Source organism: Yoonia sp. MH D7 (assembly GCF_054439475.1).
The window spans coordinates 2,797,937-2,819,475 of record NZ_JBTJCF010000001.1 but is presented as its reverse complement, the minus strand read 5'-3'; the positions used below and the strand labels follow the sequence as shown (position 1 = coordinate 2,819,475).

Sequence of the window (21,539 nt, the reverse complement as noted above, 5' to 3'; positions counted from 1 at the left end):
CCCCGTGGCTTATGGGGGCATGGCGAAATCGGTGAGATTAAAAAAGAAAACTGCGGAGACCAAAGGCACTTGGACACGTCCGCGTCCGGTGAAGTTTTTGGTGCGTTGGATCGTACGTGGATTGCTAGCGTCCATGTTGATTGCAGCGCTATTGACGTTAATTTTTGCAGTGCTGAATCCGCCCACAACGCCTTATATAGTGTCTGAATCCCGTCGTTTGGGTGGTGTCGAGCGTGATTGGGTGTCGATGAAAGAGATTGCGCCTGTCATGGCGCGATCCGTTGTTGCGGCGGAGGATGCGAATTTTTGTTTGCATTGGGGGCTTGATGTGAAGGCCATTCAGGCGGCCGTTGACGCCGGCAGTGGTCGTGGCGCATCGACGATTTCGCAGCAAGTCATTAAGAATGTGTTTTTGTGGCAGGGGCGCAGTTGGGTGCGTAAAACCACGGAGGCATTTTGGACGCCGTTGTCCGAAGTGATTTGGAGCAAGCGCCGTATTCTCGAGCTATATCTGAATGTTGCGGAATTCGGTCAGGGTGTATTTGGCGTGCAGGCGGCGTCGCGCCATTATTTTGGTGTTGATGCGGCAGATCTATCGGCGTTGCAGGCGGCGAGGTTAGCGGCCATTTTGCCTGATCCGAAGAATCGTGATGCGGCGAATCCGACGTCATTTTTGCGAAAACGCACCTCGTCGATCATAGATGGGGCGGCAACAATTGCATCGGATGGCAGGGCGGACTGCTTTACTGACTGATCGCCCATTGAAACGTAACGCTGGTTGCGGCATTGAAGGGGGGACCCAACCCCATAGGATATGTAGTTTCCGATGAACCGCTTATATCATTTCCCGCTGTCTCCGTTTTGCCGCAAGGTGCGATTGTCGCTTGCTGAGAAAAAGATCGAAATCGAACTGGTTGAAGTGCGATATTGGGAGCAGGATGCTGATTTTCTGCGTCGGAATCCGGCGGGGAAAGTTCCAATTTTGAAGATGGGCAACCGGACGTTTGCGGATAGCACGGCGATTTGTGAGTATTTGGAAGAGATGTTTCCGACGCCACCGTTGTTGCCCGCGAGCGCCGAAAACCGTTACGAGGTTCGCCGTTTGGTCGCGTGGTTTGACGACAAGTTTCATGCCGAAGTGACGACCAAATTGATGGGCGAGCGGGTGTTTCGCAAGATTATGGGCACTGGGTATCCAGATAGTGCGAACGTGAAGGCGGGATCGCGCGCGGTGAAGTATCATCTGGATTACATGACCAGCCTTTTGGATCAGCGCCGTTGGTTGGCGGGTAATGATTTGTCGCTGGCGGATTTCGCTGCTGCGGCGCAATTATCCTGTTTAGACTATATTTCTGACGTGGATTGGAACCGATCAGAGGTCGTAAAAGATTGGTATGCCAAGATTAAATCGCGCCCTGCATTCCGATCGTTGCTTGCCGATCAGGTGCCCGGGTTTTTGCCGCCACGTCATTATGCCGATTTGGATTTTTAGAGTACGATGACCGAGTTGCGCCAACGCTTGGTCGATTATGCCATTGAGGCGGGGTTTGCGAAGGTCGGGTTTTGTAGGCCGGATTCTGTGCCAGAATTGCCGGAGAGACTGGCAGATTTTGTTGATGCTGGGATGCATGGCCAGATGGGTTGGATGGCGGAGCGGATGGCGTGGCGCGGATCTGCCGCTGCGTTGTGGCCTGAGGCGAAAACTGTGATTATGGTTGCCGAGACCTATACGCCCGAGCATGATCCGACGTCGGTTTTCACGAAAACGGATGCGGGCGCGATTTCGGCCTATGCCCAGAATAGAGACTACCACGACATTGTTAAGAAGCGCCTGAAAAATGTCGGGCGGTGGTTGATTGCGCAGGAACCTGATGCGCAAATCAAGGTATTTGTGGATACCGCGCCTGTGATGGAAAAGCCGTTAGCGCAGGCGGCAGGGATTGGGTGGCAGGGCAAGCATACCAACCTTTTGAGTCGCGACTTGGGGTCTTGGTTTTTTCTGGGCGCGATTTTTACCACATTGGAATTCGAGACTAACAAGGCCGAAGTGAGCCATTGCGGATCGTGCACGGCGTGTTTGGATGCGTGCCCTACGGATGCGTTTCCGGCACCGTATCGTTTGGATCCGCGTCGGTGTATTTCGTATTTGACGATTGAGCATAGTGGTCCCGTTGATCTGGAGCTGCGCGGTAAGTTGGGGAACCATATTTACGGATGCGACGACTGTTTGGCGGCCTGTCCGTGGAACAAGTTTGCGGTTGAGGCGCGTGAGTTGCGTTATGCGGCGCGTGCGGATTTGATAGAGCCGCCATTGGCTGATTTGGTCGGGTTGAACGATGCTGCGTTTCGTGAGTTGTTTTCGGGGTCGCCTATCAAGCGGGTGGGTCGCAACAGGTTTGTGCGAAATGTGTTATATGCAATTGGAAATTCCGGCAATAAGGACTTGTTAGAGTCTGCTTTACCGTTGGTGGAAGATGAAGACCCGACGGTGGTGGATGCCGCGCGTTGGGCAGTTGAGAGGTTATCGTGATGCAGCCGATGCGTGGTATTGTTTTCAAAGTTATGTCGGTCTGTGTGTTTGTATGCATGGCCAGTTTGATTAAGGCGACGTCTGGTGACGTGCCTCCGGGGCAGGCAGTGTTCTTTCGCTCTATTTTTGCCCTGCCTGTGATTGTTGTTTGGTTAATTCTGCGTGGTGAGTTGCGGCATGGACTGAAGACTAAAAATCCGATGGGTCATGTTTGGCGTGGGGTTGTCGGGACGGTTGCGATGGGGTTGGGGTTTGCCGGACTTGGTTTGTTACCGCTGCCCGAGGTGACCGCGATTGGATATGCTGCACCGATTTTGGTGGTCGTGTTTGCGGCGATGTTTTTGAATGAAGAGGTGCGCGCGTTTCGATTATCCGCCGTGGCCTTGGGGCTCGTTGGTGTGATGATTGTTTTGTCGCCGCGTTTGTCAGTGGGTGCTGCGATGGGGACGTCGGAGACATTAGGCGCGGTTGTGGTTTTGATGGGGGCTGTTTGTGCGGCCTTAGCGCAGGTGTTTGTGCGCAAGATGGTATTCACGGAAGGCACGGCGGCGATTGTGTTTTGGTTCTCGGTGACGGCCACGTTGATGTCGTTGTTGAGCCTGCCTTGGGGCTGGGAAATTCCAAGCGTTTCGACGTTTATGATGCTCGTCTTGGCGGGATTGCTGGGAGGCGTGGGGCAGATTTTTCTAACGTCGAGCTATCGCTATGCGGATGCGTCTTTGGTCGCACCTTTTGAGTATACGTCGATGATTTTGGCGCTGGGCGTCGGGTATTTCGTGTTTGGTGAAGTGCCCACGGGGACGATGATGTTGGGTGCTTGTGTGGTGATTTTCGCGGGGCTTTTGATTATTTGGCGCGAACGTTCGCTGGGGTTGCAGCGGGCGCAGCAGCGTAAGGCGATGGGGCATGTTGGCGGAAAGTGACGCGCAAATTTCCGCTAAATAATACTTGGGCGCCGTAACGCCCAAGTATTTCTTACTTCGTCGCCGCTGCGGGGTGTGTGTCATTCATGATGACGTCTTCACCGCGCATGCCAATGATCGTGATGATGTCAGATCCTCCGGTAGCGCGAAGTGTGCCCTCTGAAGTTTCTGCCTGTCCGATTGATTTTGCACCGCTGACCGTGAATTTCGGTGTGCTTGGAGTAATGCAACCCGCCAGAACGAGAGCTAGTGCAGCGCTGGTAGCGATTGGCAATACCTTATGACCGCTGTTGTCGACTTGGATTGTGTCGCTGTCTGGGCCAGTTCCAATTGTTTGGGTGTAGGTCTTGTTCATCGCTTATTCCTTTAGTTTGGTAGATTTTTTAACAGTACTCCGTTTCGTACCGGTTCGATTTTGAGTTATTCTCGCACCAGTTTTTCGTAGCTTGCTGAAATATCCAACGCCATTGCCCCGACTTCAAAGTTGTAGTCGCCGATTTGGCCTACGGGGGTGACTTCGGCGGCGGTGCCTGTGAGCCAGCATTGCTCGAAGCCTTCGAGTTCTTCGGGCATGATGTGACGTTCGATCACGTTGATGTTTTTCTCGCGCAGCATGTCGATGACGGTTTGGCGGGTGATGCCGTTGAGGAAGGCGTCGGGGGTTGGGGTGTGCACTTCGCCGTTTTTCACGAAGAACATGTTTGCGCCTGTCGCCTCTGCCACGTAGCCGCGGTAATCGAACATGAGCGCGTCAGAGCAGCCTTTGGCCTCTGCCGCGTGTTTGGACATTGTGGCGATCATGTAGAGACCTGCGGCCTTGGCTTGCGACGGTGCGGTTTCGGGTGACGGGCGTTTCCATTTGGCGATGTCGAGTTTTGCGCCTTTGGTTTTTGCGTCGCCGTAGTAGTTGCCCCATTCCCAGACGGCGATGGCGAGGTGGACGGGGTTACGTTTTGCAGCGACGCCCATGTCCTCGCCAGAGCCGCGCCATGCGACGGGGCGCAGGTAGGCATCGGTCAGGCCGTTTGCGCGCAGGGTTTCCATTTTGGCGGCTTCGATTTCGTCGACGGAAAACGGGATTTCAAAGTCGATGAGATTGGCCGAAGTGTGCAGGCGTTCGGTATGTTGGCGGGATTTGAATATTTTGCCGGAGTAGCAGCGCTCGCCTTCGAAAACAGAAGAGGCGTAGTGCATGGCATGGGTCAGAATGTGGACGTTTGCGTCGCGCCATTCAATAAGTTTGCCGTCCATCCAGATTTTGCCGTCCCGATCATCATATGCGCCTGCCATGTCGTTTCCTCGTTCAGATTTGCATTAGTTGCGTAAATAGGTCCGGAGTGGACACTATGTTACGAAATTTCTAGAAATCGCTAACTCTTGATTGTTGGAATGTCAACAAAGCTGACTTATTGTTGGGTAAGAATTAGGGGAATGTTATGGCGAAGAGCGGACCACCAATGAGCGGACAGGCATTGTTGTTTTTGACAGACGAGCAGGTGCGCGTTGGTATTGAGGCGATGTTTTTTGCTTACCGCGGGTTCACTGCTGATCCTGACCGGATTTTGACGGGCAAGACGTATGGGCGGGCCCATCATCGGGCCATGCATTTCATACAGCGCAGCCCCGGAACAACGGTGAGCAATTTACTGGTCATCCTTGGTGTTACAAAACAATCGCTCAATCGCGTGTTGCGTACGTTGATCGCAGACGGTTTGGTATCGAGCACTGTTGGTCGTATAGATAAACGCGAGCGACATTTGAGTTTGACAGAAGCTGGTGTAGCGTTGGAGCGCGAACTATCGGATGCGCAGCGGGATCGCATGCGTGCAGCATACCGCGCGGCAGGGCCAGAGGCGGTTGCGGGGTTTCGTGAGGTGTTAGAGGCGATGATGGATGAAGATATACGCCAGCACTATGTGGCGATGAAGGGTAAGGCGGAATGATGGCGGATGATGCACACCTGTTGATTGTTGATGATGACGAGCGGATTCGCGGGTTGTTGCAGAAGTTTTTGATGCGGTCGGGTTTTTTGGTGTCGACTGCTCGTGATGCCGCCCATGCGCGTCGTGTTTTGATGGGGTTGGAGTTTGATCTGATCGTGCTGGATGTGATGATGCCGGGCGAGGATGGTCTGACCCTGTGTCGTGATTTACGCCAGACATTGACCACACCGATTATGTTGCTGACGGCCAAGGGTGAGACGGGCGAGCGGATTGCGGGGTTAGAAGCTGGTGCGGACGATTACCTGTCCAAGCCGTTTGAGCCGAAGGAATTGTTGTTGCGTATCAATGCAATTTTGCGCCGTGTGCCTGCCGCCGAGCCTGCGGTTGTTGCGCCTAAGGTGTTGGATTTGGGTGACGTTCGTTACGATATTGAGCGTGGTGAGATGTGGCAGGGGGACAGCCAAGTGCGTTTGACTGCAACCGAAGGGCAGTTGATGAAGATTTTTAGCGCCCAGCCTTCGACGCCGATTAGTCGTGCAACATTGGTTGAGGAATTGAGCCGTTCGGGTAGTCAGACCCAAGAGCGTGCCGTTGATGTTCAGATCACGCGTTTGCGTCGCAAGATTGAGGCCGATCCCAAGCAGCCGAGGTATTTGCAGACGGTGCGCGGTGAAGGGTATATGTTGGCCCCTGACGTTTAAGGAGGTCGCATGACAACTGCATTGATTACCCATGATGCCTGTTACGGGCATGTGATGCCAACTGGTCATCCTGAGCAGGTTGCCAGATTGGATGCGGTTTTGGGCGCGCTGACGGATATGGATCTGTTGCGGGTGAAGGCGCCGCTTGGGGCGGAGGATGACATTTTGTTGGCTCACCCCAAGGCGCACGTGGACGCAATACGTGCGGCGGCGCCTGAGAGTGGCTGGCGGAGTTTGGACGCTGATACCCATATGTCTGTCGGCACGTTGGAGGCCGCGTTTCGGTGTGTTGGCGGTATGACCCGTGCTGTGGATATGGTGATGGCGGGTGACGCGCGTAATGCGTTTGTCGCGATGCGTCCCCCCGGCCATCATGCCGAGCGCGAGGTGCCGATGGGGTTTTGTTTCTTTGGGAATGTGGCCATTGCTGCGAAATATGCGTTGCAGCATCATGGTTTGAAGCGTGTCGCGATTGTGGATTTTGATGTGCATCATGGCAATGGCACGCAGGATCTGGTTGAAGATGATGCGCGGATTCTGTTTTGCTCTACACACCAAAGTCCGCTGTTTCCTGGAACGGGCATGGCGCACGAGGTTGGTGTTGATAATGTGCTGAATTGTCCATTGCCTGAGGGCGCCGGGTCAAAGGCGTTTCGTGATGTGATGGAGCGCGTGGTTTTGCCCCGTGTTGATGCGTTTTCTCCTCAACTTCTGATCATCTCTGCCGGATTTGATGCACATCGGGATGATCCATTGGCGGGGATGAATTTGGATGTTGATGACTTTGCTTGGGTGACGGAGCGGTTGTGTGATCTTGCGGATCGTCATTGCAAGGGGCGGGTGGTATCGAGCCTTGAGGGCGGTTATGATCTGGCAGCTTTAGGGGCCAGTGCGGCCGCACATGTGAATGTTTTGAGGGAGAGATCCGAATGAGTGATGCAGTTGAGGCCATGAGCTTTGAGCAGGCGATTGCCGCGTTGGAAAAAGTCGTGGGCCAGTTGGAGCGCGGCGATGTGGCGCTGGATGAGAGTATTGCGCTGTATGAGCGTGGTGCGGAATTGCGCAAGCGTTGTCAGGATAAGTTGAAGGAAGCCGAGGAGAAGGTCGCCAAACTGACGCTGGATGGCGATGGCAATGCTGTTGGTACGGCCCCGCTTGATGCCTGATTTCGAGAGTGCCTTGCAGGATGCCAATACGCGCGTTCAAGGGTTTTTAAGTGAGGCCCTTGCGTCACCGTTGAACCGTGATTTGGGCGATGCGATGCGGTATGCAGTTGTGGGCGGTAAGGGGCTTCGCGGATTTTTGGTGATCGAGAGTGCGCGGTTGCACGGTGTGCCTATTGCGCATGCTGTGGTGCCTGCGGCGGCGATTGAATGCATGCATACCTATTCGTTGATCCATGATGATCTGCCTTGCATGGATGATGACGATATGCGCCGTGGTCGCCCGACCGTTCATCGTAAGTGGGATGAGGCAACGGCAATTTTGGCGGGTGATGCGCTTCAGTCCAAGGCGTTTGAATTCCTGACCCGCACGGAGTTTGGTGATGCTGTTGAGGCTGCGTTGGTCAGGTCGTTGGCGTGTGCGGCTGGTGCTGGCGGCATGGTTGGCGGACAAGCAGCCGATATTGCGGCCGAGACCTCTGGTGTGCCGTTGGATATTGCGGGCATTAAGGCGCTGCAAAAGGGCAAGACCGGCGAGTTGATAACGTGGTCTTGTATCGCGGGTGCGATTATTGCGGATGCGTCTTTGGATCCGTTGCGCACCTATGGTGATGCGCTGGGCCTCGCGTTTCAGATTGCGGATGATGTGTTGGATGTCGAGGGTGATGCCTCGGAGGTTGGTAAGGCTGTTGGTAAGGATGCCGGCGCTGGAAAGGCCACGTTCGTGTCTTTGTTGGGGCTACAGGGCGCTAAAGACCACGCTGAGCAATTGGTCGCGGAGGCATGTGATGCACTGTCGTGTTATGGTGCCGATGCAGGTACGTTGAAAGAGGCGGCGCGGTTTGTTGTCGCCCGTCGAAAGTAAGAGGCTGATATGACCAATCCAGTGACACCAATTTTGGACCGCGTGCAATCGCCTGCCGATATGAAGTCGTTGACCGATCGCGAGCTGCGCAAGTTGGCGGATGAGGTGCGTGCCGAGACGATTTCGGCGGTGTCTGTGACGGGCGGTCATTTGGGGGCTGGTCTGGGTGTGGTCGAGTTGACCGTTGCCTTGCACGCGGTTTTTGATGCGCCAAAAGACAAGATTATCTGGGACGTGTCGCATCAGTGTTATCCGCATAAGATTTTGACGGGGCGGCGGGATCGTATCCGCACGCTTCGTATGAAAGGTGGCTTGTCTGGTTTCACGAAGCGGTCCGAGAGCCCGTATGATCCGTTTGGTGCGGCGCATTCTAGCACGTCGATTTCGGCGGCGCTTGGCTTTGCCGTTGCGCGGGATTTGGGCGGGAACGTCGGCGATGCGATTGCTGTGATTGGTGACGGGTCGATGTCGGCTGGCATGGCTTATGAGGCGATGAATAACGCGGGTCATTTGGGCAAGCGTTTGATCGTGATTTTGAACGATAATGAGATGTCGATTGCCCAGCCCGTTGGCGCGATGTCGTCATATTTGAGCCGTTTATATGCCGGTGAGCCGTTTCAGGAATTGAAGGCGGCGGCCAAAGGTGCGGTGTCATTATTGCCAGAGCCGTTCCGTGAAGGGGCCCGTCGTGCCAAGGATATGGTCAAACATATGACTGTTGGCGGGACGTTGTTTGAGGAGTTGGGGTTCTCGTATCTGGGGCCGATTGACGGTCATGATATGGAGCAGTTGTTGCAAGTTTTGCGTACTGTGAAGGATCGCGCGACGGGTCCGATTATGATCCATGCCATTACTAAAAAGGGTAAGGGGTATGGCCCCGCCGAGAAGGCGCGCGACAAGGGACATGCGACAGGCAAGTTCAATGTGGTGACGGGTGAGCAGAAGAAATCGCCGTCAAATGCGCCGTCTTATACCAGCGTTTTTGCCGAGGCACTGCTAAAATGTGCCGCGTTAGATCCTACGATTTGTGCTGTGACTGCGGCGATGCCCGACGGCACGGGGTTGAATAAGTTTATGGAGCGTTATGCCAGTCGCTGTTTTGATGTGGGCATTGCCGAGCAGCATGCGGTGACGTTCAGTGCAGGTTTGGCCGCTGGTGGGATGCGTCCGTTTTGTGCGCTGTATTCGACGTTTTTGCAGCGCGGCTATGATCAGGTTGTGCATGATGTCGCAATCCAGCGGTTGCCTGTGCGGTTTGCGATTGATCGCGCCGGGCTAGTCGGGGCGGATGGTGCCACGCATGCGGGTGCATTTGATGTCGCGTTTCTGGCGAATTTGCCTGGTTTTGTGGTGATGGCCGCTGCCGATGAGGCGGAGTTGGTGCGTATGGTGGCGACAGCTGCGGCCTATGATGATGGTCCGATTGCGTTTCGTTTTCCGCGTGGTGAGGGTGTTGGGGTCGAGATGCCTGCCGAGCCAGAGCTGCTGGAAATCGGTAAGGGGCGTATGATCCGCGAAGGCGCGCGGGTGGCGCTACTGTCGTTCGGGACAAGGTTGCAAGAGGTTGAAGTTGCGGCGGAGGCATTGGCCTTGAGGGGCATCAATCCTACGATTGCTGACGCGCGCTTTGCCAAACCGCTGGACCGCGATTTGATTTTGCAGTTGGCGGCTGATCATGAGGCGCTAATTTGCATTGAAGAGGGCGCAGTTGGCGGGTTCGGATCGCATGTAGCGCAGTTATTGGCGGATGAAGGCGTATTTGATCATGGCCTCAAGTTCCGCTCGATGGTGTTGCCTGATACGTTTATCGATCAGTCGGACCCGCGCGATATGTACGCGATGGCGGGCCTGAATGCGGCGGATATCGAGGCCAAGGTTTTGGATGTTTTGGGCGTTACGATGATGAGTAAAAAGGCCTAGAGCCTATCAAGCCGCGCCTCGATTGCATTGAGTTTTGCCAGCACTTCGTCGCGGTGTGCGTCGGTGGCGGCAATGTCATCTTGATGGTGTGCGTCTTGCATTGAGTTCACGATGAGACCGACCAAGAGGTTCACCACCGCGAATGTCGTGACCATGATAAACGGTAAAAAGAACAACCATGCATAAGGGTAGATTTCCATGACGGGTCGCACGATGCCCATTGACCAGCTTTCCAGCGTCATGATTTGGAAGAGTGAATAACCCGAGCGACCAAGTGTGCCGAACCATTCGGGGAAATCGGCGCCGAACAGTTTTGTTGTCATGACGGCACCGATGTAGAAAATGATGCCCATTAGCACAAATACTGATCCCATGCCTGGCAGTGCGGATACGAAGCCTTCGACCACGCGTCGCAGGGATGGTGCGACGGAAATAACGCGTAGGACTCGTAAGATGCGCAGCGCGCGTAAAACCGAGAACCCTTGCGCACCCGGAATGATAGCAATGCCGACAATGACGAAATCGAAGACGTTCCAGCCGCGCCTGAAGAAGTTAAAGCCGTGGGCAAACAGCTTTGCCGCGATCTCTATCATAAAAATTGTCAGAAAGATTTTGTCGAGCGTGACAATCAGTGTGCCTGCGCGGGACATGATCGGGGCAGAGGTTTCGAGGCCAAGTGTAATGGCATTCAGGATGATGATGCCAATGATAAACTGACCGACCTGAGGCCGCGCCAAGACATCTTTGGTGCGCTGGCGAAGTGACATTTGAGAACCTTGTTTGAAGTTAGATCCTCATATGGTGGCAGGCGGCAGGGGCAGCAAGGTCGGATTTGTAATTAGCCGCCGATTTCCTGCGCAAACAACGCTTTTAGACCTGACTTGTAATCGGGATAAAGCAGGTCGACGCCGAGTTCGTTTTTGATTTTGTCGTTACTTACTTTCTTGCTTTCGGCATAGAAACTTTTGGCCATTGGGCTCATGGATGCGTCTTCAAAAAAGATTGGTTCTGGAACAGGTAAACCGAGCAGCTTGGCGGCATAAGCGATCACATCTTGCGGTGGTGCGGGGTCGTTGTCGCAGACGTTGTAGATGTTGCCGGCGTTTGGTTGCTTGATCGAAGCTGCAAGGGTGCGCGCGATGTCGGCGACGTGGGTGCGGCTGAAAACCTGACCTTCTTTGATGATCCGTTGTGCCGTGCCGTTTCGTAATTTGGCGAAGGGACCGCGACCCGGGCCGTAGATGCCGGCGAGGCGGAAAATGTGGAGCGGAAGGTCGGGGATTGATTGCCACGCGGCTTCGGCTAGTACGCGTGCAGCGCCGCGTTTTGTTGCAGGGGAAAGAGGGGCAGTTTCGTCGACCCAGTCGCCGTCATGGTTGCCGTAAACTCCGGTTGTGGAGAGGTAGCCAACCCATTCGAATTGGCCTGCGCGTTTGGCGATTTCAGACTCTAATGCAGCTAAAACAGGATCTCCGCCCTCGTTTGGACCTGCGGATATCAGGATGTGCGTTGCGGCGTTGAGGGCTGGTATCATGTCAGCGCCAGGCCAGATGCGCGGTTCGATGCCGTTGCCCATCATCTGCACGGCTTTGTCTTCGTTTCGTGTGGTGCCGATGATCCGCCAATCGTTTGGGAGCAGGATGCGCGAGAGGGCTTGTGCCGAGTAGCCGTGGCCAAATGAGAGGAGAGTTTTTGTCATGGCGTGGCTTAGCGTCCTTTCCAGACGGGGTCGCGTTTTTCGGCGAATGCGCGTGCGCCTTCGGCTTGGTCTTCGGATGAGTAAAGCACGTCGACCGAGGCGAGTTGCCGTTTTGTGATCCGGTTCATGCTGTCTTGGAATTTGCTGTCTTCGGCGTCGCGCACGATTTCTTTGATTGCTGCAGAAACGAGTGGTGGTCCTGATGCAATGAGGTTGGCCATTTCCAGTGCTGCGGCTTGCAGTTTGTCGGCGGGATGAACGTGGTTAATGAGTCCCCAGTTCAGTGCTTCGGTGGTGTCGAACCAGCGGCCCGTGAGCAGGAGTTCCATCGCGATGTGGTAAGGGATGCGTTTGGGAAGTTTGATCGAGGCTGCGTCGGCGACGGTGCCTGAGCGGATTTCGGGCAGTGCAAATGTGGCGTGGTCGGCGGCGAGGATGATGTCGGCGGAGAGTGCAAGTTCGAGGCCGCCGCCGCATGCGATGCCGTTTACTGCCGCAATGACCGGTTTGTTCATGTCGCGCAGTTCTTGTAGGCCGCCGAACCCGCCGACGCCGTAATCGCCGTCAACCGCATCGCCATCATTCGCTGCTTTCAGGTCCCAGCCCGGGCAAAAGAATTTGTCGCCTGATCCTGTGATGATTGCCACGCGTAGGTCGGGGTCGTCGCGGAAGTCTGCGAAAACCTCGCCCATGATTTTGCTGGTTTCAAGATCGATGGCGTTGGCTTTGGGCCGGTCGAGGGTGATGTGCAGGATGGCCCCGTCACGTTTGGTTTTGATGGGGTTGGTCATTTTGCGATCCTAATCAGGGCGTCTACGGCGATGGCTGCATCTGGTATGCAAATCAGCGGGTTGATTTCAACTTCTTCAATGATGTCGATATTTGCAAGGGCATAGTCTTGGATTGCAAGTATTGCGGATATGATTGCGTTGATGTTTGCAGCGGGTTTGCCGCGATAGCCTGTGATGAGTTTGTGGCATTTTAGCTTTGTTAGGCTCTGTTCTATCGCTGCTTTGCTGCTGGGGAGGAGGAGCGACACGGTGTCTTGTAGGAGTTCGGTTAAGATGCCGCCCGCGCCGATTGTGAGGACAAGGCCATGTGCGGGGTCTTTGATGATGCCGATAAGAAGTTCGGCGACGGTATCGGTGACCATTTCCTCGATCAGGAAGTTGTCGGTGTTCATGAGGGCGGCCGCATCGATGACGGAATGGGGGGTCGGGAGGTTGAGGGCGACTGCGCCTGCTTCGGTTTTATGGGCGAAACCGGTGCCTTTGAGGACGACGGGGAAGCGCAAGTGAGACATGTCGGTGTTTGTGATGTCGTTGGTCGCGATGTTCGCCGGGGTGCGCAACCCGTGTTTACTGAGTGCCAGTTTTGCATGGGTTTCGCTGAGGAGGTGGCTGCCTGTGTTTTGGGTTGCTTGGACGAGGTCGAGGTGCAAGTCGATTGGCGTTTGGGCCTGCGCGTGGGACGCGGCGTGGAGTGCTTCGCGTAATCCGTTGAGGGGGATCACGCCGCCAGCGATCAGGCGGTGCGCGATGGATTCGGGCATGAGTTCGGGCAGGGTTGCGACCATGGCGATGTTGCCGCCGGTTTGGGCGCGTGTGTTGATCGCGGCTTGCACGGTGCATTCCCAGTCTGAGGCGTCGCACCGGTCGTCGCGAGGGAAATCGACGATCAGCATAGTGAGGGCCAAAACAGGGTCTATCATGGCAGAAAATGCAGATGTCATCGCGCCTGTGTCGCGCCAAATGTAGGTGTGGTAGTCGAGTGGATTGGCAAGGGTGACCTTGGGACCAAGCGCCTTGGATAAGGCTGCGTGTTGGGTTTTGTTCAGCGCTGGGAAGGTAAGATCGAGATCGTGTGCGAGGTCGGCAGCGAGGGATGCTTCGCCGCCAGAGCAGCTAATTGTGGCGATGTTGGTGTTTGGTAGTGAGCCTGCGACGTGCAGAATTTTGAGAGTTTCGATGAGGGTTGGTAGATCGTCGACGCGTGCGATGCCGAGGCGTTTTAGCAGTGCGTTTGCGCCCGCGTCGCTGCCTGCGAGGGAGGCGGTATGGGATATGGTTGCCGCTTGGGCTTGGGTGGATTTGCCGACTTTGAGTGCGACGAGTGGGATGTTTTTGATGTGGGCTGCGCGGGCGAGGTTTTGCCATGCGGCTGTGTCGCCGAACCCTTCGATGTGCAGGCCGATTGCGGTGACGCGCGGGTCGTCGAGTAGGCCAAGAGCGATTTCGGCTTGGGTGGTTTGGGCTTGGTTGCCGCAGGTGATGACGTAGCTGATTGGCAACGCGCGTGATTGCATGGTGAGGTTGATTGCGATGTTTGAGGATTGAGTGAGGATTGCGACGCCGCTGGTGACAGGGGTGCAGCCGTGTTGGTCGGGCCAGAGTAGTGCGCCGTCGAGGTTGTTAATTATGCCATAGCAGTTCGGGCCAAGGATCGGCATTTTGCCTGCGGCGCTGAGGAGTTGGGTGTTGAGGGTGTGGCCGTCGTCGACCTCAGCGAAGCCCGATGCAAAGCACACGGCACCACCTGCACCCATGTCTGCGAGGGTTTGAACGGTGTCGATTGTGGCGGTCCGATTAATGCCGATGAAGCTGGCGTCGGGGGCTGAAGGGAGGTCATTTATGCTGGAGTAGACCCTGATTTTATTGATTTCGCCGCCTTTAGGATGCACGGGCCAGATGTGGCCGCTGTAGCCTGATTTGATGAGTTGTGAGGTGACGGCGCGACACCATGCGCCGCCGCCGATGATGGCGATGGATGTGGGGCGGAGCAGGCGCGAGAGGTCGCGTGTCATGCGCCGAGGGGACGCAGGAGATCGCGGGAGATGATGTGGCGTTGAATTTCTGAGGTGCCGTCCCAGATCCGCTCAACCCGTGCATCGCGCCAAAAACGTTCGAGTGGGTAATCGTCCATCAGACCCATGCCGCCGTGGATCTGGATCGCGGCGTCGGTGACGCGGCCCAGCATTTCGGAGGCGTAGAGTTTGGCGCTGGCGATTTCACGGTTGGCGGGGATGCCTTGGTCGAGCCTGTCGGCGGCGGCGAGGGTCAGCAGGTCGGCGGCGTCGATTTCGGTAATCATGTCGGCAAGTTGGAAGCTCACGCCTTGAAATTTTCCGATGGGTTGGCCGAATTGTTCGCGTTCCGCGGCGTAGCTGAGGGCGTAATCGAAAACGCGGCGCGCGCGGCCGACGGACATTGTCGCGACTGTGATCCGTGTGGCGTAGAGCCATTCGTTCATAACGGCAAAGCCGCCGTCTACTTCGCCCAAGACCTGTGCGTCGGGGAGGCGGCAGTCGTCAAATTCGAGGATCATGTTTTTGTAGCCACGGTGCGAGACGGATTTGTAGCCGTCGCGGATTGTGAAGCCGGGGGTGCCGCGATCAACGAGGAAGGTTGTGATCCGTTTTTTCGGGCCGCGTGGAGTTTGGTCTTCGCCGGTTGCGATAAAAACGATGATGAAGTCGGCGTGCTCGGCGCCCGATATAAAGTGTTTTGTCCCGTTCACGACCCAGTCGCCACCGTCACGCACCGCGCTGCATTTCATGCCGCGCACATCGGATCCTGCGCCCGGTTCAGTCATGGCGAGGGCGTCCATTTTTTCGCCGCGCACGGCGGGCATGAGGTAGCGGTCAATTTGATCGTCTTTGCAGGCCATCAGGATGTTTTGTGGTCGCCCGAAAAAGTGATTGAGTGCCATGGAGCCGCGACCGAGTTCACGCTCTACCAAGGCGAATTCGCGGTGATTTAGGCCTGCACAGCCGACGCTTTCCGGAAAATTGCAGGCGTAGAAACCGAGATCAAGGGTCTTTTGTTTGATGTCTTGCGCGATCTCTTGCGGGACCTCGCCGGTGCGTTCAACCAGTTCCTCGTGTGGGATTATCTCTTTTTCAACGAAGGACCGCACGGTGTCGGCGATCATGATGTTTTCGTCTGTAAGTCCGTAAATCATTGTTTAATCCGCATAGTCAGAGTTTTCCTGGTCGAGGATAGCTTTGAGTTCATTGAGGTGGCGTGTGTCTTGTTCGGGGTAGTCGGCGAGCTCGGACGCTGTTTTGCGTGCGATGTCGTGGGGGATCATGCGCAGCGGTTGGCCGGTTTGAAGGGCGCGGATGTAAACTTCGCAGGCGCATTCGAAATAATAGAGTCTATTAAAGGTGTCTGCGATGGTGTCACCGATGATCATGATGCCGTGGTTTCCCATGATCATAACCTTTTTGAGGGGATCGGTGAGCAGAGTGGCGCAGCGCGCACCTTCGTCCTCGAACGCCAAGCCACCATAGTTTTCATCGACCACTTGCCGCTCGTAGAAGGTGCAAGCGTTCTGGTCGAGAGGGGGCAGGGTGCTGTCGGCGAGAGTTGCTAGAACTGTCGCGTGGATCGAGTGGACGTGCATGGCGCAGCGCGCGTGTGGAACACCGCGATGGATGCCGCCGTGCAACCCCCAAGCGGTGGGGTCGGGGGCATCTGGACCTTGTAGGGTTTCGGGGTCGTTGGCGTCGACCACGATCATGTCGCTGGCCTTGATCCTGCTGAAATGCATCTGGTTGGGGTTCATCAGGAATTTGGTGCCGTCGTCGTTGATTGCGAAGCTGAAGTGGTTGGCGACTCCTTCGTGCATATTCAATCGCGCAGTCCAGCGGAAGGCGGCGGCGAGATCAACGCGATCTTGATAGTGGTCCATTGTATTGCGCATTTTGGTTCCCTTAATTGCGGTCACGCTGGCAGGTCATGCGGTGACAGGTCAAGCCCGAAAGCAGCTAGAAATTGGTGGCGTAATTGTCTGGTGGGAATTGGAAAGATTGCCGTGGATCGTCATGTTCCTGCTTACGATGACTTTGATGCGATGTTGGGGTTCTGGTCAGGAGTGGGTGTTCGAGCCTGTGCATTTGAGGGTGCGTTTGATTGGTTTCCGCGAGGAGATTTGATGTTGATTTGGCCCCGCTGATACATGTCGCGGATGCGTCCATCGTGGGTCGAGGCGAGTTCGTCGCGCCATTTTCATTTTTAAAACTGTTAGTTTTTATGGCGATAATCGTATTTGTCGTGTTTCCAAAAATTTACCATTTGATAAAAAATGAAGTTGTGTCAGGCTGCGTATATTAATTTGCACTAAGGGAGTGCCCGATGCCTGATACAACAACAGCCGGAATTGCAGCAGGGCGTTTGCCCGACGATATATTGAATACGGGGTTTGCAGATTTGCATGCGCCCTTGGGTGAACATGAGGCGCGCGTGGCGGCGGACCGGTGCTATTTTTGTCATGATGCGCCTTGTGTGACCGCCTGCCCGACCGCGATTGATATACCATTGTTCATTCGTCAAATTGCGACGGGGACGTCGCAGGCCGCAGGCTATACGATTTTTGAGCAGAACATTATGGGTGGGATGTGTGCCCGTGTGTGTCCTACAGAAGAGCTATGTGAACAGGCCTGTGTGCGTGAGGCGGCAGAGGGCAAGCCGGTTGAGATTGGCCGTTTGCAGCGACATGCGACTGATGAGGTGATGGCACGCGACGTACACCCGTTTCAGCGTGCTGCGCCTACTGGCAAGCGTGTTGCGGTTGTGGGGGCGGGTCCTGCGGGGCTGGCGGCGGCGCATCGTTTGGCGATGCTCGGCCACGAGGTCGTTGCGTTTGATGCGCGCGCCAAGGCTGGCGGGCTGAATGAATTTGGCATTGCTGCGTATAAGTCGACGGATGATTTTGCAGCCCGCGAGGTTGAATGGCTGTTGGGGATCGGCGGAATTTCGGTCGAGACTGGCACCCGATTAGGTGTCGATGTGACGCTTGATGCTTTGGCTGATAAATTCGATGCGGTTTTCTTGGGCGTTGGTCTAGGGGCCGTGAATAGTTTGGGGCTTGGGTCTGCGCATGATGCGGTCGGATTCATCTCTGAGCTGCGTCAGGTGAGTGAGTTGTCGAGCCTGCCAATTGGTCGCGATGTTGTTGTGATCGGTGGCGGGATGACGGCGGTGGATGCGGCTGTGCAGTCGAAATTGCTTGGCGCGCGCAATGTCACGATTGCCTATCGTCGTGGTCGTGAAAACATGAGTGCCAGCACGTATGAGCAGGATTTGGCAGCGTCCAAGGGAGTCACGTTGATGTTCAATGTGCAGCCAGTGTCCGTGGCTGATGGCGCGATTGAGCTGGCCTATACTGATGGATCTGCTGAGGTTGTGAAGTTGCCCGCAGATCAGGTATTTTCAGCGATCGGTCAGGCGTTAGAGACTGATTTTGGACTTGCCCTTGAGGGTAAGAAACTGGCGGTTGATGGCGTTGGTCGCACAAGTCGTAAGGGCGTTTGGGCTGGTGGGGATTGTGCCAGTGGCGGCGACGATTTGACGGTGACGGCTGTGGCTGAGGGCCGCGATGCGGCGATGGATATTCATGCAACTTTGATGGGGGGCAATTGATATGGCCGATCTGACATCTGATTTTTTAGGCATCAAAAGCCCGAACCCATTCTGGCTGGCGTCTGCGCCACCGACTGACAAGGAATACAATGTGCGCCGCGCGTTTGAGGCGGGTTGGGGTGGTGTTGTTTGGAAGACGTTGGGCATGGAAGGTCCGCCCGTCGTGAATGTGAATGGTCCGCGTTATGGTGCGATTTATGGTGCCGACCGTCGGATATTGGGGCTGAACAACATTGAGTTGATTACAGACCGGCCGCTTGAGGTGAACCTGGAAGAGATAACCCGTGTGAAGGCGGATTATCCTGATCGCGCGATTATTGTTTCGATTATGGTTCCTTGTGAGGAGCAAGCGTGGAAAGATATTTTGCCAAAAGTTGCGGCAACTGGCGCTGACGGTATTGAGCTGAATTTCGGTTGTCCGCATGGCATGTCGGAGCGCGGTATGGGTGCGGCTGTTGGGCAGGTGCCTGAATATATCGAGATGGTGACGCGTTGGTGTAAGCAGTATTATGACAAGCCCGTGATTGTGAAGTTGACGCCGAATATTACCGATGTGCGTCAACCTGCGGCGGCGGCGATGCGTGGTGGTGCGGATGCGGTGAGCCTGATTAACACGATCAATTCGATCACTTCGGTCAATTTAGACACTATGTCGCCGGAGCCTTCGATTGATGGCAAGGGGTCGCATGGTGGCTATTGTGGTCCTGCGGTGAAGCCGATTGCCATGTCGATGGTGTCGGAGATTGCTCGCGATCCTGAGACACATGGTTTGCCGATTTCGGGAATTGGTGGCGTGACCACTTGGCGCGATGCGGCGGAGTTCATGGCGTTAGGTTGTGGCAATGTGCAGGTGTGTACGGCGGCGATGACGTATGGATTCAAAATTGTTCAAGAGATGATTTCGGGTCTGTCGCAGTGGATGGATGAGAAGGGGTATGAGAGCCTTGACGATTTTGTCGGTATGGCGGTGCCAAATGTGACCGATTGGAAGTACCTGAACCTGAATTACATCGCTAAGGCCGAGATTTCGCAAGACGATTGTATCAAATGTGGGCGGTGTTACGCAGCCTGCGAGGATACTTCGCATCAGGCGATTTCCATGTCTGCGGACCGCGTGTTTGAGGTTGTGGATGCCGAGTGTGTTGCATGTAATTTATGCGTCGAGGTTTGCCCTGTGCAGGACTGTATCACGATGGTGCCAATGGCGGTGGGTGATGTCGATCCGCGGACCGGCAAGGTTGTATCCGGCGATTACGCTAACTGGACGATGCACCCGAACAATCCGGGCGCTGTAGCTGCCGAATAATCACGGTTTGAGCGTGCAACGAAGCATGTGCTTAAGGAAGGTAGCGGCCCCTGGAAAGGGGTCGTCTTCTCCGAGGACAGCGCGCACTTGCACGTCAAAATCGGCGTAGTGTTGGGTTTGTGCCCAAATCAAAAATAGCAGGTGATAAGGGTCTACATTGGCGATTTTGCCTGCTTTTGACCATGCGCGAATGACTGTCGATTTCTCGTCAACGAGCGCCTTAAGCGCGGGCAGTGCGTCAGCCAATCGTGGCGCCCCTTGCAGGACTTCATTCGCAAAAAGCCGGCTTTCGCGGGGGAAATCGCGAGACATGTCAAGTTTGCGCATGGCATAGGCGATGATTTCACGGGTGGGGTCGCCGTTCACATCTATTTTCCGAAGCGGGTCGAGCCATGTGTCGAGAAGGCTGGAGAGAAGTTGTTGGTGAATAGCCTCTTTTGACGGGAAATAGTAAAGCAGGTTTGGCTTGGACAGACCCGCAGTGTCAGAGATCTGATCTAGTGTCGCACCTCGGAAACCGAACTGCGAGAACACCTCTAGTCCTGCGGTCAGGATAGCGGCGCGGTTCTTTTTCTGGATGCGTGTCTCTGGTTTGCTCATATCGCCGTAATCTTTCGCATAAAAAAGCGTCGATGCCACGGAAAACCGCTTTTGGCAGCATCTTTTTGACGAATTGATCAAAAAGGTTGCAGAAAACTTGACAGATGTTGCCCCACTGTTAGCGTTGCTTTGACCAGATGGTCAAATCAGGTTGGTGAGCGGGCGGTTTCCTTGGTGACGTCTACTAATCGCCTAATTTCGCAAAAGGAGATGCGCATGGCGGCCCCCGCAGAGAATTTACGGATTAACCCTGATCGGCTGTGGAACAGTCTGATGGAGATGGCCACGATTGGTCCCGGTGTCGCGGGTGGGAATAACCGCCAGACCTTGACCGATGCTGATGGTGAGGGGCGTCATTTGTTTGCGGACTGGTGCAAGGCGGCTGGATGTTCAATGGGTGTCGATCAGATGGGCAATATGTTTGCGCGTCGCGAGGGCGCTGATCCTGATGCACTGCCGGTTTATGTAGGCTCGCATCTGGATACGCAGCCGACGGGTGGCAAATACGACGGTGTGCTGGGTGTGTTGGGTGGTTTGGAAATTTTGCGCTCGATGAATGAGCTGGGCATCAAGACCAAGCATCCGATTGTCGTGACGAATTGGACAAATGAAGAGGGCGCCCGCTATGCCCCTGCGATGCTGGCGTCGGGTGTTTTTGCAGGGATGCATACGCAAGACTGGGCTTATGCCCGTGTGGATGCCGAAGGGAAAAAATTTGGCGATGAGTTGAGCCGTATTGGCTGGCGCGGAGATGAGAAGGTAGGCGCGCGTAAAATGCATGCGTTCTTTGAGTTGCACATCGAGCAAGGCCCGATTTTGGAGGCTGAAGGGCGTGATATTGGCGTTGTGACCCATGGTCAGGGGCTGTGGTGGCTGGAAGTCACGCTGACCGGAAAAGACGCTCATACAGGGTCTACACCGATGAATATGCGCGTGAATGCCGGTCTTGGTATGGCGAGGTTGACAGAGTTGGTGCATCAGATTGCGATGGATCATCAACCGGGGGCTGTGGGTGCGATTGGGCAGTGTAATGTGTATCCGAACAGTCGTAACGTGATTCCGGGGAAATGCGTGTTTACCGTTGATTTCCGGTCGCCTGATTTGGAGAAATTGACGAGCATGCGTGCGCGTTTTGAGGCCGAATCAGTGTCTATTGTTGAGGATTTGGGGCTGGGTATGGTAATTGAACCTGTTGGCCATTTTGATCCCGTGACCTTTGATGAGGGGTGTGTTTCAGCAGTGCGGAGTGCTGCCGAGCGGCTTGGCTATACTCATATGGATTTGATTTCGGGCGCTGGGCATGATGCTTGCTGGATCAATCGTGTTGCCCCTACGGCGATGGTGATGTGCCCTTGTGTTGATGGTTTGAGCCATAACGAGGCCGAGGAAATTTCCAAGGAATGGGCGGCGGCGGGTGCTGATGTTTTGTTCCATGCGGTGATTGAAACGGCGGAGATCGTTGCGTGA

23 protein-coding genes are annotated in these 21,539 nt (G+C 55.2%); 14 read left to right on the top strand and 9 right to left on the bottom strand.

Going from position 1 to position 21,539, the window contains the following annotated elements; all coding sequences use genetic code 11:
• Positions 1-19: 19 nt before the first annotated feature.
• The 4 genes from mtgA to ACXLHR_RS14050 all read left to right on the top strand — a co-directional run bounded on the left by mtgA (position 20) and on the right by ACXLHR_RS14050 (position 3,453).
• The gene (gene mtgA, locus ACXLHR_RS14065; RefSeq protein WP_458792021.1) at positions 20-754 is read left to right on the top strand and encodes a monofunctional biosynthetic peptidoglycan transglycosylase; all 735 of its coding nucleotides are present in this window, start codon (positions 20-22) and stop codon (positions 752-754) included.
• A 72-nt stretch (positions 755-826) separates the two neighbouring features.
• Positions 827-1,492 carry an FtsZ-binding protein FzlA gene (gene fzlA, locus ACXLHR_RS14060; RefSeq protein WP_458792020.1) on the top strand — a complete coding sequence of 222 codons (666 nt, stop codon included), beginning with the start codon at positions 827-829 and terminating at the stop codon, positions 1,490-1,492.
• Positions 1,493-1,498: 6 nt separating this feature from the next.
• Entirely contained in the window at positions 1,499-2,530 is a 1,032-nt protein-coding gene (gene queG / locus ACXLHR_RS14055) for a tRNA epoxyqueuosine(34) reductase QueG (protein ID WP_458792019.1), read from the top strand.
• The gene (locus ACXLHR_RS14050; RefSeq protein WP_458792018.1) at positions 2,530-3,453 is read left to right on the top strand and encodes a DMT family transporter; all 924 of its coding nucleotides are present in this window, start codon (positions 2,530-2,532) and stop codon (positions 3,451-3,453) included. The genes queG and ACXLHR_RS14050 overlap by 1 nt, the downstream gene beginning before the upstream one ends.
• A gap of 52 nt (positions 3,454-3,505) precedes the next feature.
• On the opposite strand, the gene ACXLHR_RS14045 is transcribed toward ACXLHR_RS14050, so the two are convergent.
• Both ACXLHR_RS14045 and ACXLHR_RS14040 read right to left on the bottom strand, forming a co-directional pair.
• A complete protein-coding gene (locus tag ACXLHR_RS14045; RefSeq protein WP_458792017.1) occupies positions 3,506-3,808 on the bottom strand; it encodes a hypothetical protein in 303 nt (100 codons plus the stop codon).
• 65 nt (positions 3,809-3,873) lie between these two features.
• A complete protein-coding gene (locus tag ACXLHR_RS14040; protein WP_458792016.1) occupies positions 3,874-4,743 on the bottom strand; it encodes a branched-chain amino acid aminotransferase in 870 nt (289 codons plus the stop codon).
• A gap of 167 nt (positions 4,744-4,910) precedes the next feature.
• Here ACXLHR_RS14040 and ACXLHR_RS14035 point away from each other — a divergent pair, with 167 nt between their 5' ends.
• Genes ACXLHR_RS14035 through dxs form a run of 6 tightly spaced genes read left to right on the top strand, consistent with a single transcriptional unit; the run spans position 4,911 to position 10,045 of the window.
• Positions 4,911-5,396: a MarR family winged helix-turn-helix transcriptional regulator gene (locus tag ACXLHR_RS14035; protein ID WP_458792015.1), complete on the top strand. Its 486-nt coding sequence runs from the start codon at positions 4,911-4,913 to the stop codon at positions 5,394-5,396.
• Positions 5,393-6,097: a response regulator gene (locus tag ACXLHR_RS14030; RefSeq protein WP_458792014.1), complete on the top strand. Its 705-nt coding sequence runs from the start codon at positions 5,393-5,395 to the stop codon at positions 6,095-6,097. The genes ACXLHR_RS14035 and ACXLHR_RS14030 overlap by 4 nt, the downstream gene beginning before the upstream one ends.
• Before the next feature lie 9 nt (positions 6,098-6,106).
• Positions 6,107-7,030 carry a histone deacetylase family protein gene (locus ACXLHR_RS14025; protein WP_458792013.1) on the top strand — a complete coding sequence of 308 codons (924 nt, stop codon included), beginning with the start codon at positions 6,107-6,109 and terminating at the stop codon, positions 7,028-7,030.
• Positions 7,027-7,263, top strand: coding sequence for an exodeoxyribonuclease VII small subunit (locus ACXLHR_RS14020; RefSeq protein WP_458792012.1), 237 nt, complete (start codon positions 7,027-7,029; stop codon positions 7,261-7,263). The genes ACXLHR_RS14025 and ACXLHR_RS14020 overlap by 4 nt, the downstream gene beginning before the upstream one ends.
• Entirely contained in the window at positions 7,226-8,125 is a 900-nt protein-coding gene (locus tag ACXLHR_RS14015; protein WP_458792558.1) for a polyprenyl synthetase family protein, read from the top strand. Before ACXLHR_RS14020 ends, ACXLHR_RS14015 begins: the two co-directional genes overlap by 38 nt.
• Before the next feature lie 9 nt (positions 8,126-8,134).
• On the top strand, positions 8,135-10,045 hold the full coding sequence (gene dxs / locus ACXLHR_RS14010) for a 1-deoxy-D-xylulose-5-phosphate synthase (RefSeq protein ID WP_458792011.1): 1,911 nt from the start codon (positions 8,135-8,137) through the stop codon (positions 10,043-10,045).
• On the opposite strand, the gene ACXLHR_RS14005 is transcribed toward dxs, so the two are convergent.
• The 6 genes from ACXLHR_RS14005 to ACXLHR_RS13980 form a co-directional block, all read right to left on the bottom strand.
• Positions 10,042-10,812 carry an ion transporter gene (locus ACXLHR_RS14005; protein WP_458792010.1) on the bottom strand — a complete coding sequence of 257 codons (771 nt, stop codon included), beginning with the start codon at positions 10,810-10,812 and terminating at the stop codon, positions 10,042-10,044. The two genes, dxs and ACXLHR_RS14005, sit on opposite strands and share 4 nt — an antisense overlap.
• Positions 10,813-10,883: 71 nt before the next feature.
• Positions 10,884-11,744 (bottom strand): SDR family oxidoreductase, encoded by an 861-nt coding sequence (locus tag ACXLHR_RS14000; RefSeq protein WP_458792009.1) that lies wholly within the window; start codon positions 11,742-11,744, stop codon positions 10,884-10,886.
• Between the two features lie 8 nt (positions 11,745-11,752).
• Positions 11,753-12,535 (bottom strand): carnitinyl-CoA dehydratase, encoded by a 783-nt coding sequence (locus ACXLHR_RS13995; RefSeq protein WP_458792008.1) that lies wholly within the window; start codon positions 12,533-12,535, stop codon positions 11,753-11,755.
• Positions 12,532-14,547: an acetate--CoA ligase family protein gene (locus tag ACXLHR_RS13990; RefSeq protein WP_458792007.1), complete on the bottom strand. Its 2,016-nt coding sequence runs from the start codon at positions 14,545-14,547 to the stop codon at positions 12,532-12,534. The genes ACXLHR_RS13995 and ACXLHR_RS13990 overlap by 4 nt, the downstream gene beginning before the upstream one ends.
• Entirely contained in the window at positions 14,544-15,704 is a 1,161-nt protein-coding gene (locus tag ACXLHR_RS13985; protein ID WP_458792006.1) for an acyl-CoA dehydrogenase family protein, read from the bottom strand. The genes ACXLHR_RS13990 and ACXLHR_RS13985 overlap by 4 nt, the downstream gene beginning before the upstream one ends.
• Before the next feature lie 3 nt (positions 15,705-15,707).
• Positions 15,708-16,448, bottom strand: coding sequence for a class II aldolase and adducin N-terminal domain-containing protein (locus ACXLHR_RS13980; RefSeq protein WP_458792005.1), 741 nt, complete (start codon positions 16,446-16,448; stop codon positions 15,708-15,710).
• Here ACXLHR_RS13980 and ACXLHR_RS13975 point away from each other — a divergent pair.
• The 3 genes from ACXLHR_RS13975 to preA all read left to right on the top strand — a co-directional run bounded on the left by ACXLHR_RS13975 (position 16,441) and on the right by preA (position 19,472).
• Positions 16,441-16,680 (top strand): hypothetical protein, encoded by a 240-nt coding sequence (locus tag ACXLHR_RS13975; protein WP_458792004.1) that lies wholly within the window; start codon positions 16,441-16,443, stop codon positions 16,678-16,680. The two genes, ACXLHR_RS13980 and ACXLHR_RS13975, sit on opposite strands and share 8 nt — an antisense overlap.
• Before the next feature lie 199 nt (positions 16,681-16,879).
• A complete protein-coding gene (locus ACXLHR_RS13970) occupies positions 16,880-18,166 on the top strand; it encodes an NAD(P)-dependent oxidoreductase (protein ID WP_458792003.1) in 1,287 nt (428 codons plus the stop codon).
• Position 18,167: 1 nt separating this feature from the next.
• Positions 18,168-19,472, top strand: coding sequence for an NAD-dependent dihydropyrimidine dehydrogenase subunit PreA (preA, locus tag ACXLHR_RS13965; RefSeq protein ID WP_458792002.1), 1,305 nt, complete (start codon positions 18,168-18,170; stop codon positions 19,470-19,472).
• Here preA and ACXLHR_RS13960 read toward each other — a convergent pair whose 3' ends face one another.
• Entirely contained in the window at positions 19,473-20,072 is a 600-nt protein-coding gene (locus ACXLHR_RS13960) for a TetR family transcriptional regulator C-terminal domain-containing protein (RefSeq protein WP_458792001.1), read from the bottom strand.
• Positions 20,073-20,288: 216 nt separating this feature from the next.
• Here ACXLHR_RS13960 and ACXLHR_RS13955 point away from each other — a divergent pair, with 216 nt between their 5' ends.
• Positions 20,289-21,539, top strand: a complete 1,251-nt coding sequence (locus ACXLHR_RS13955; RefSeq protein WP_458792000.1) for a Zn-dependent hydrolase — start codon at positions 20,289-20,291, stop codon at positions 21,537-21,539.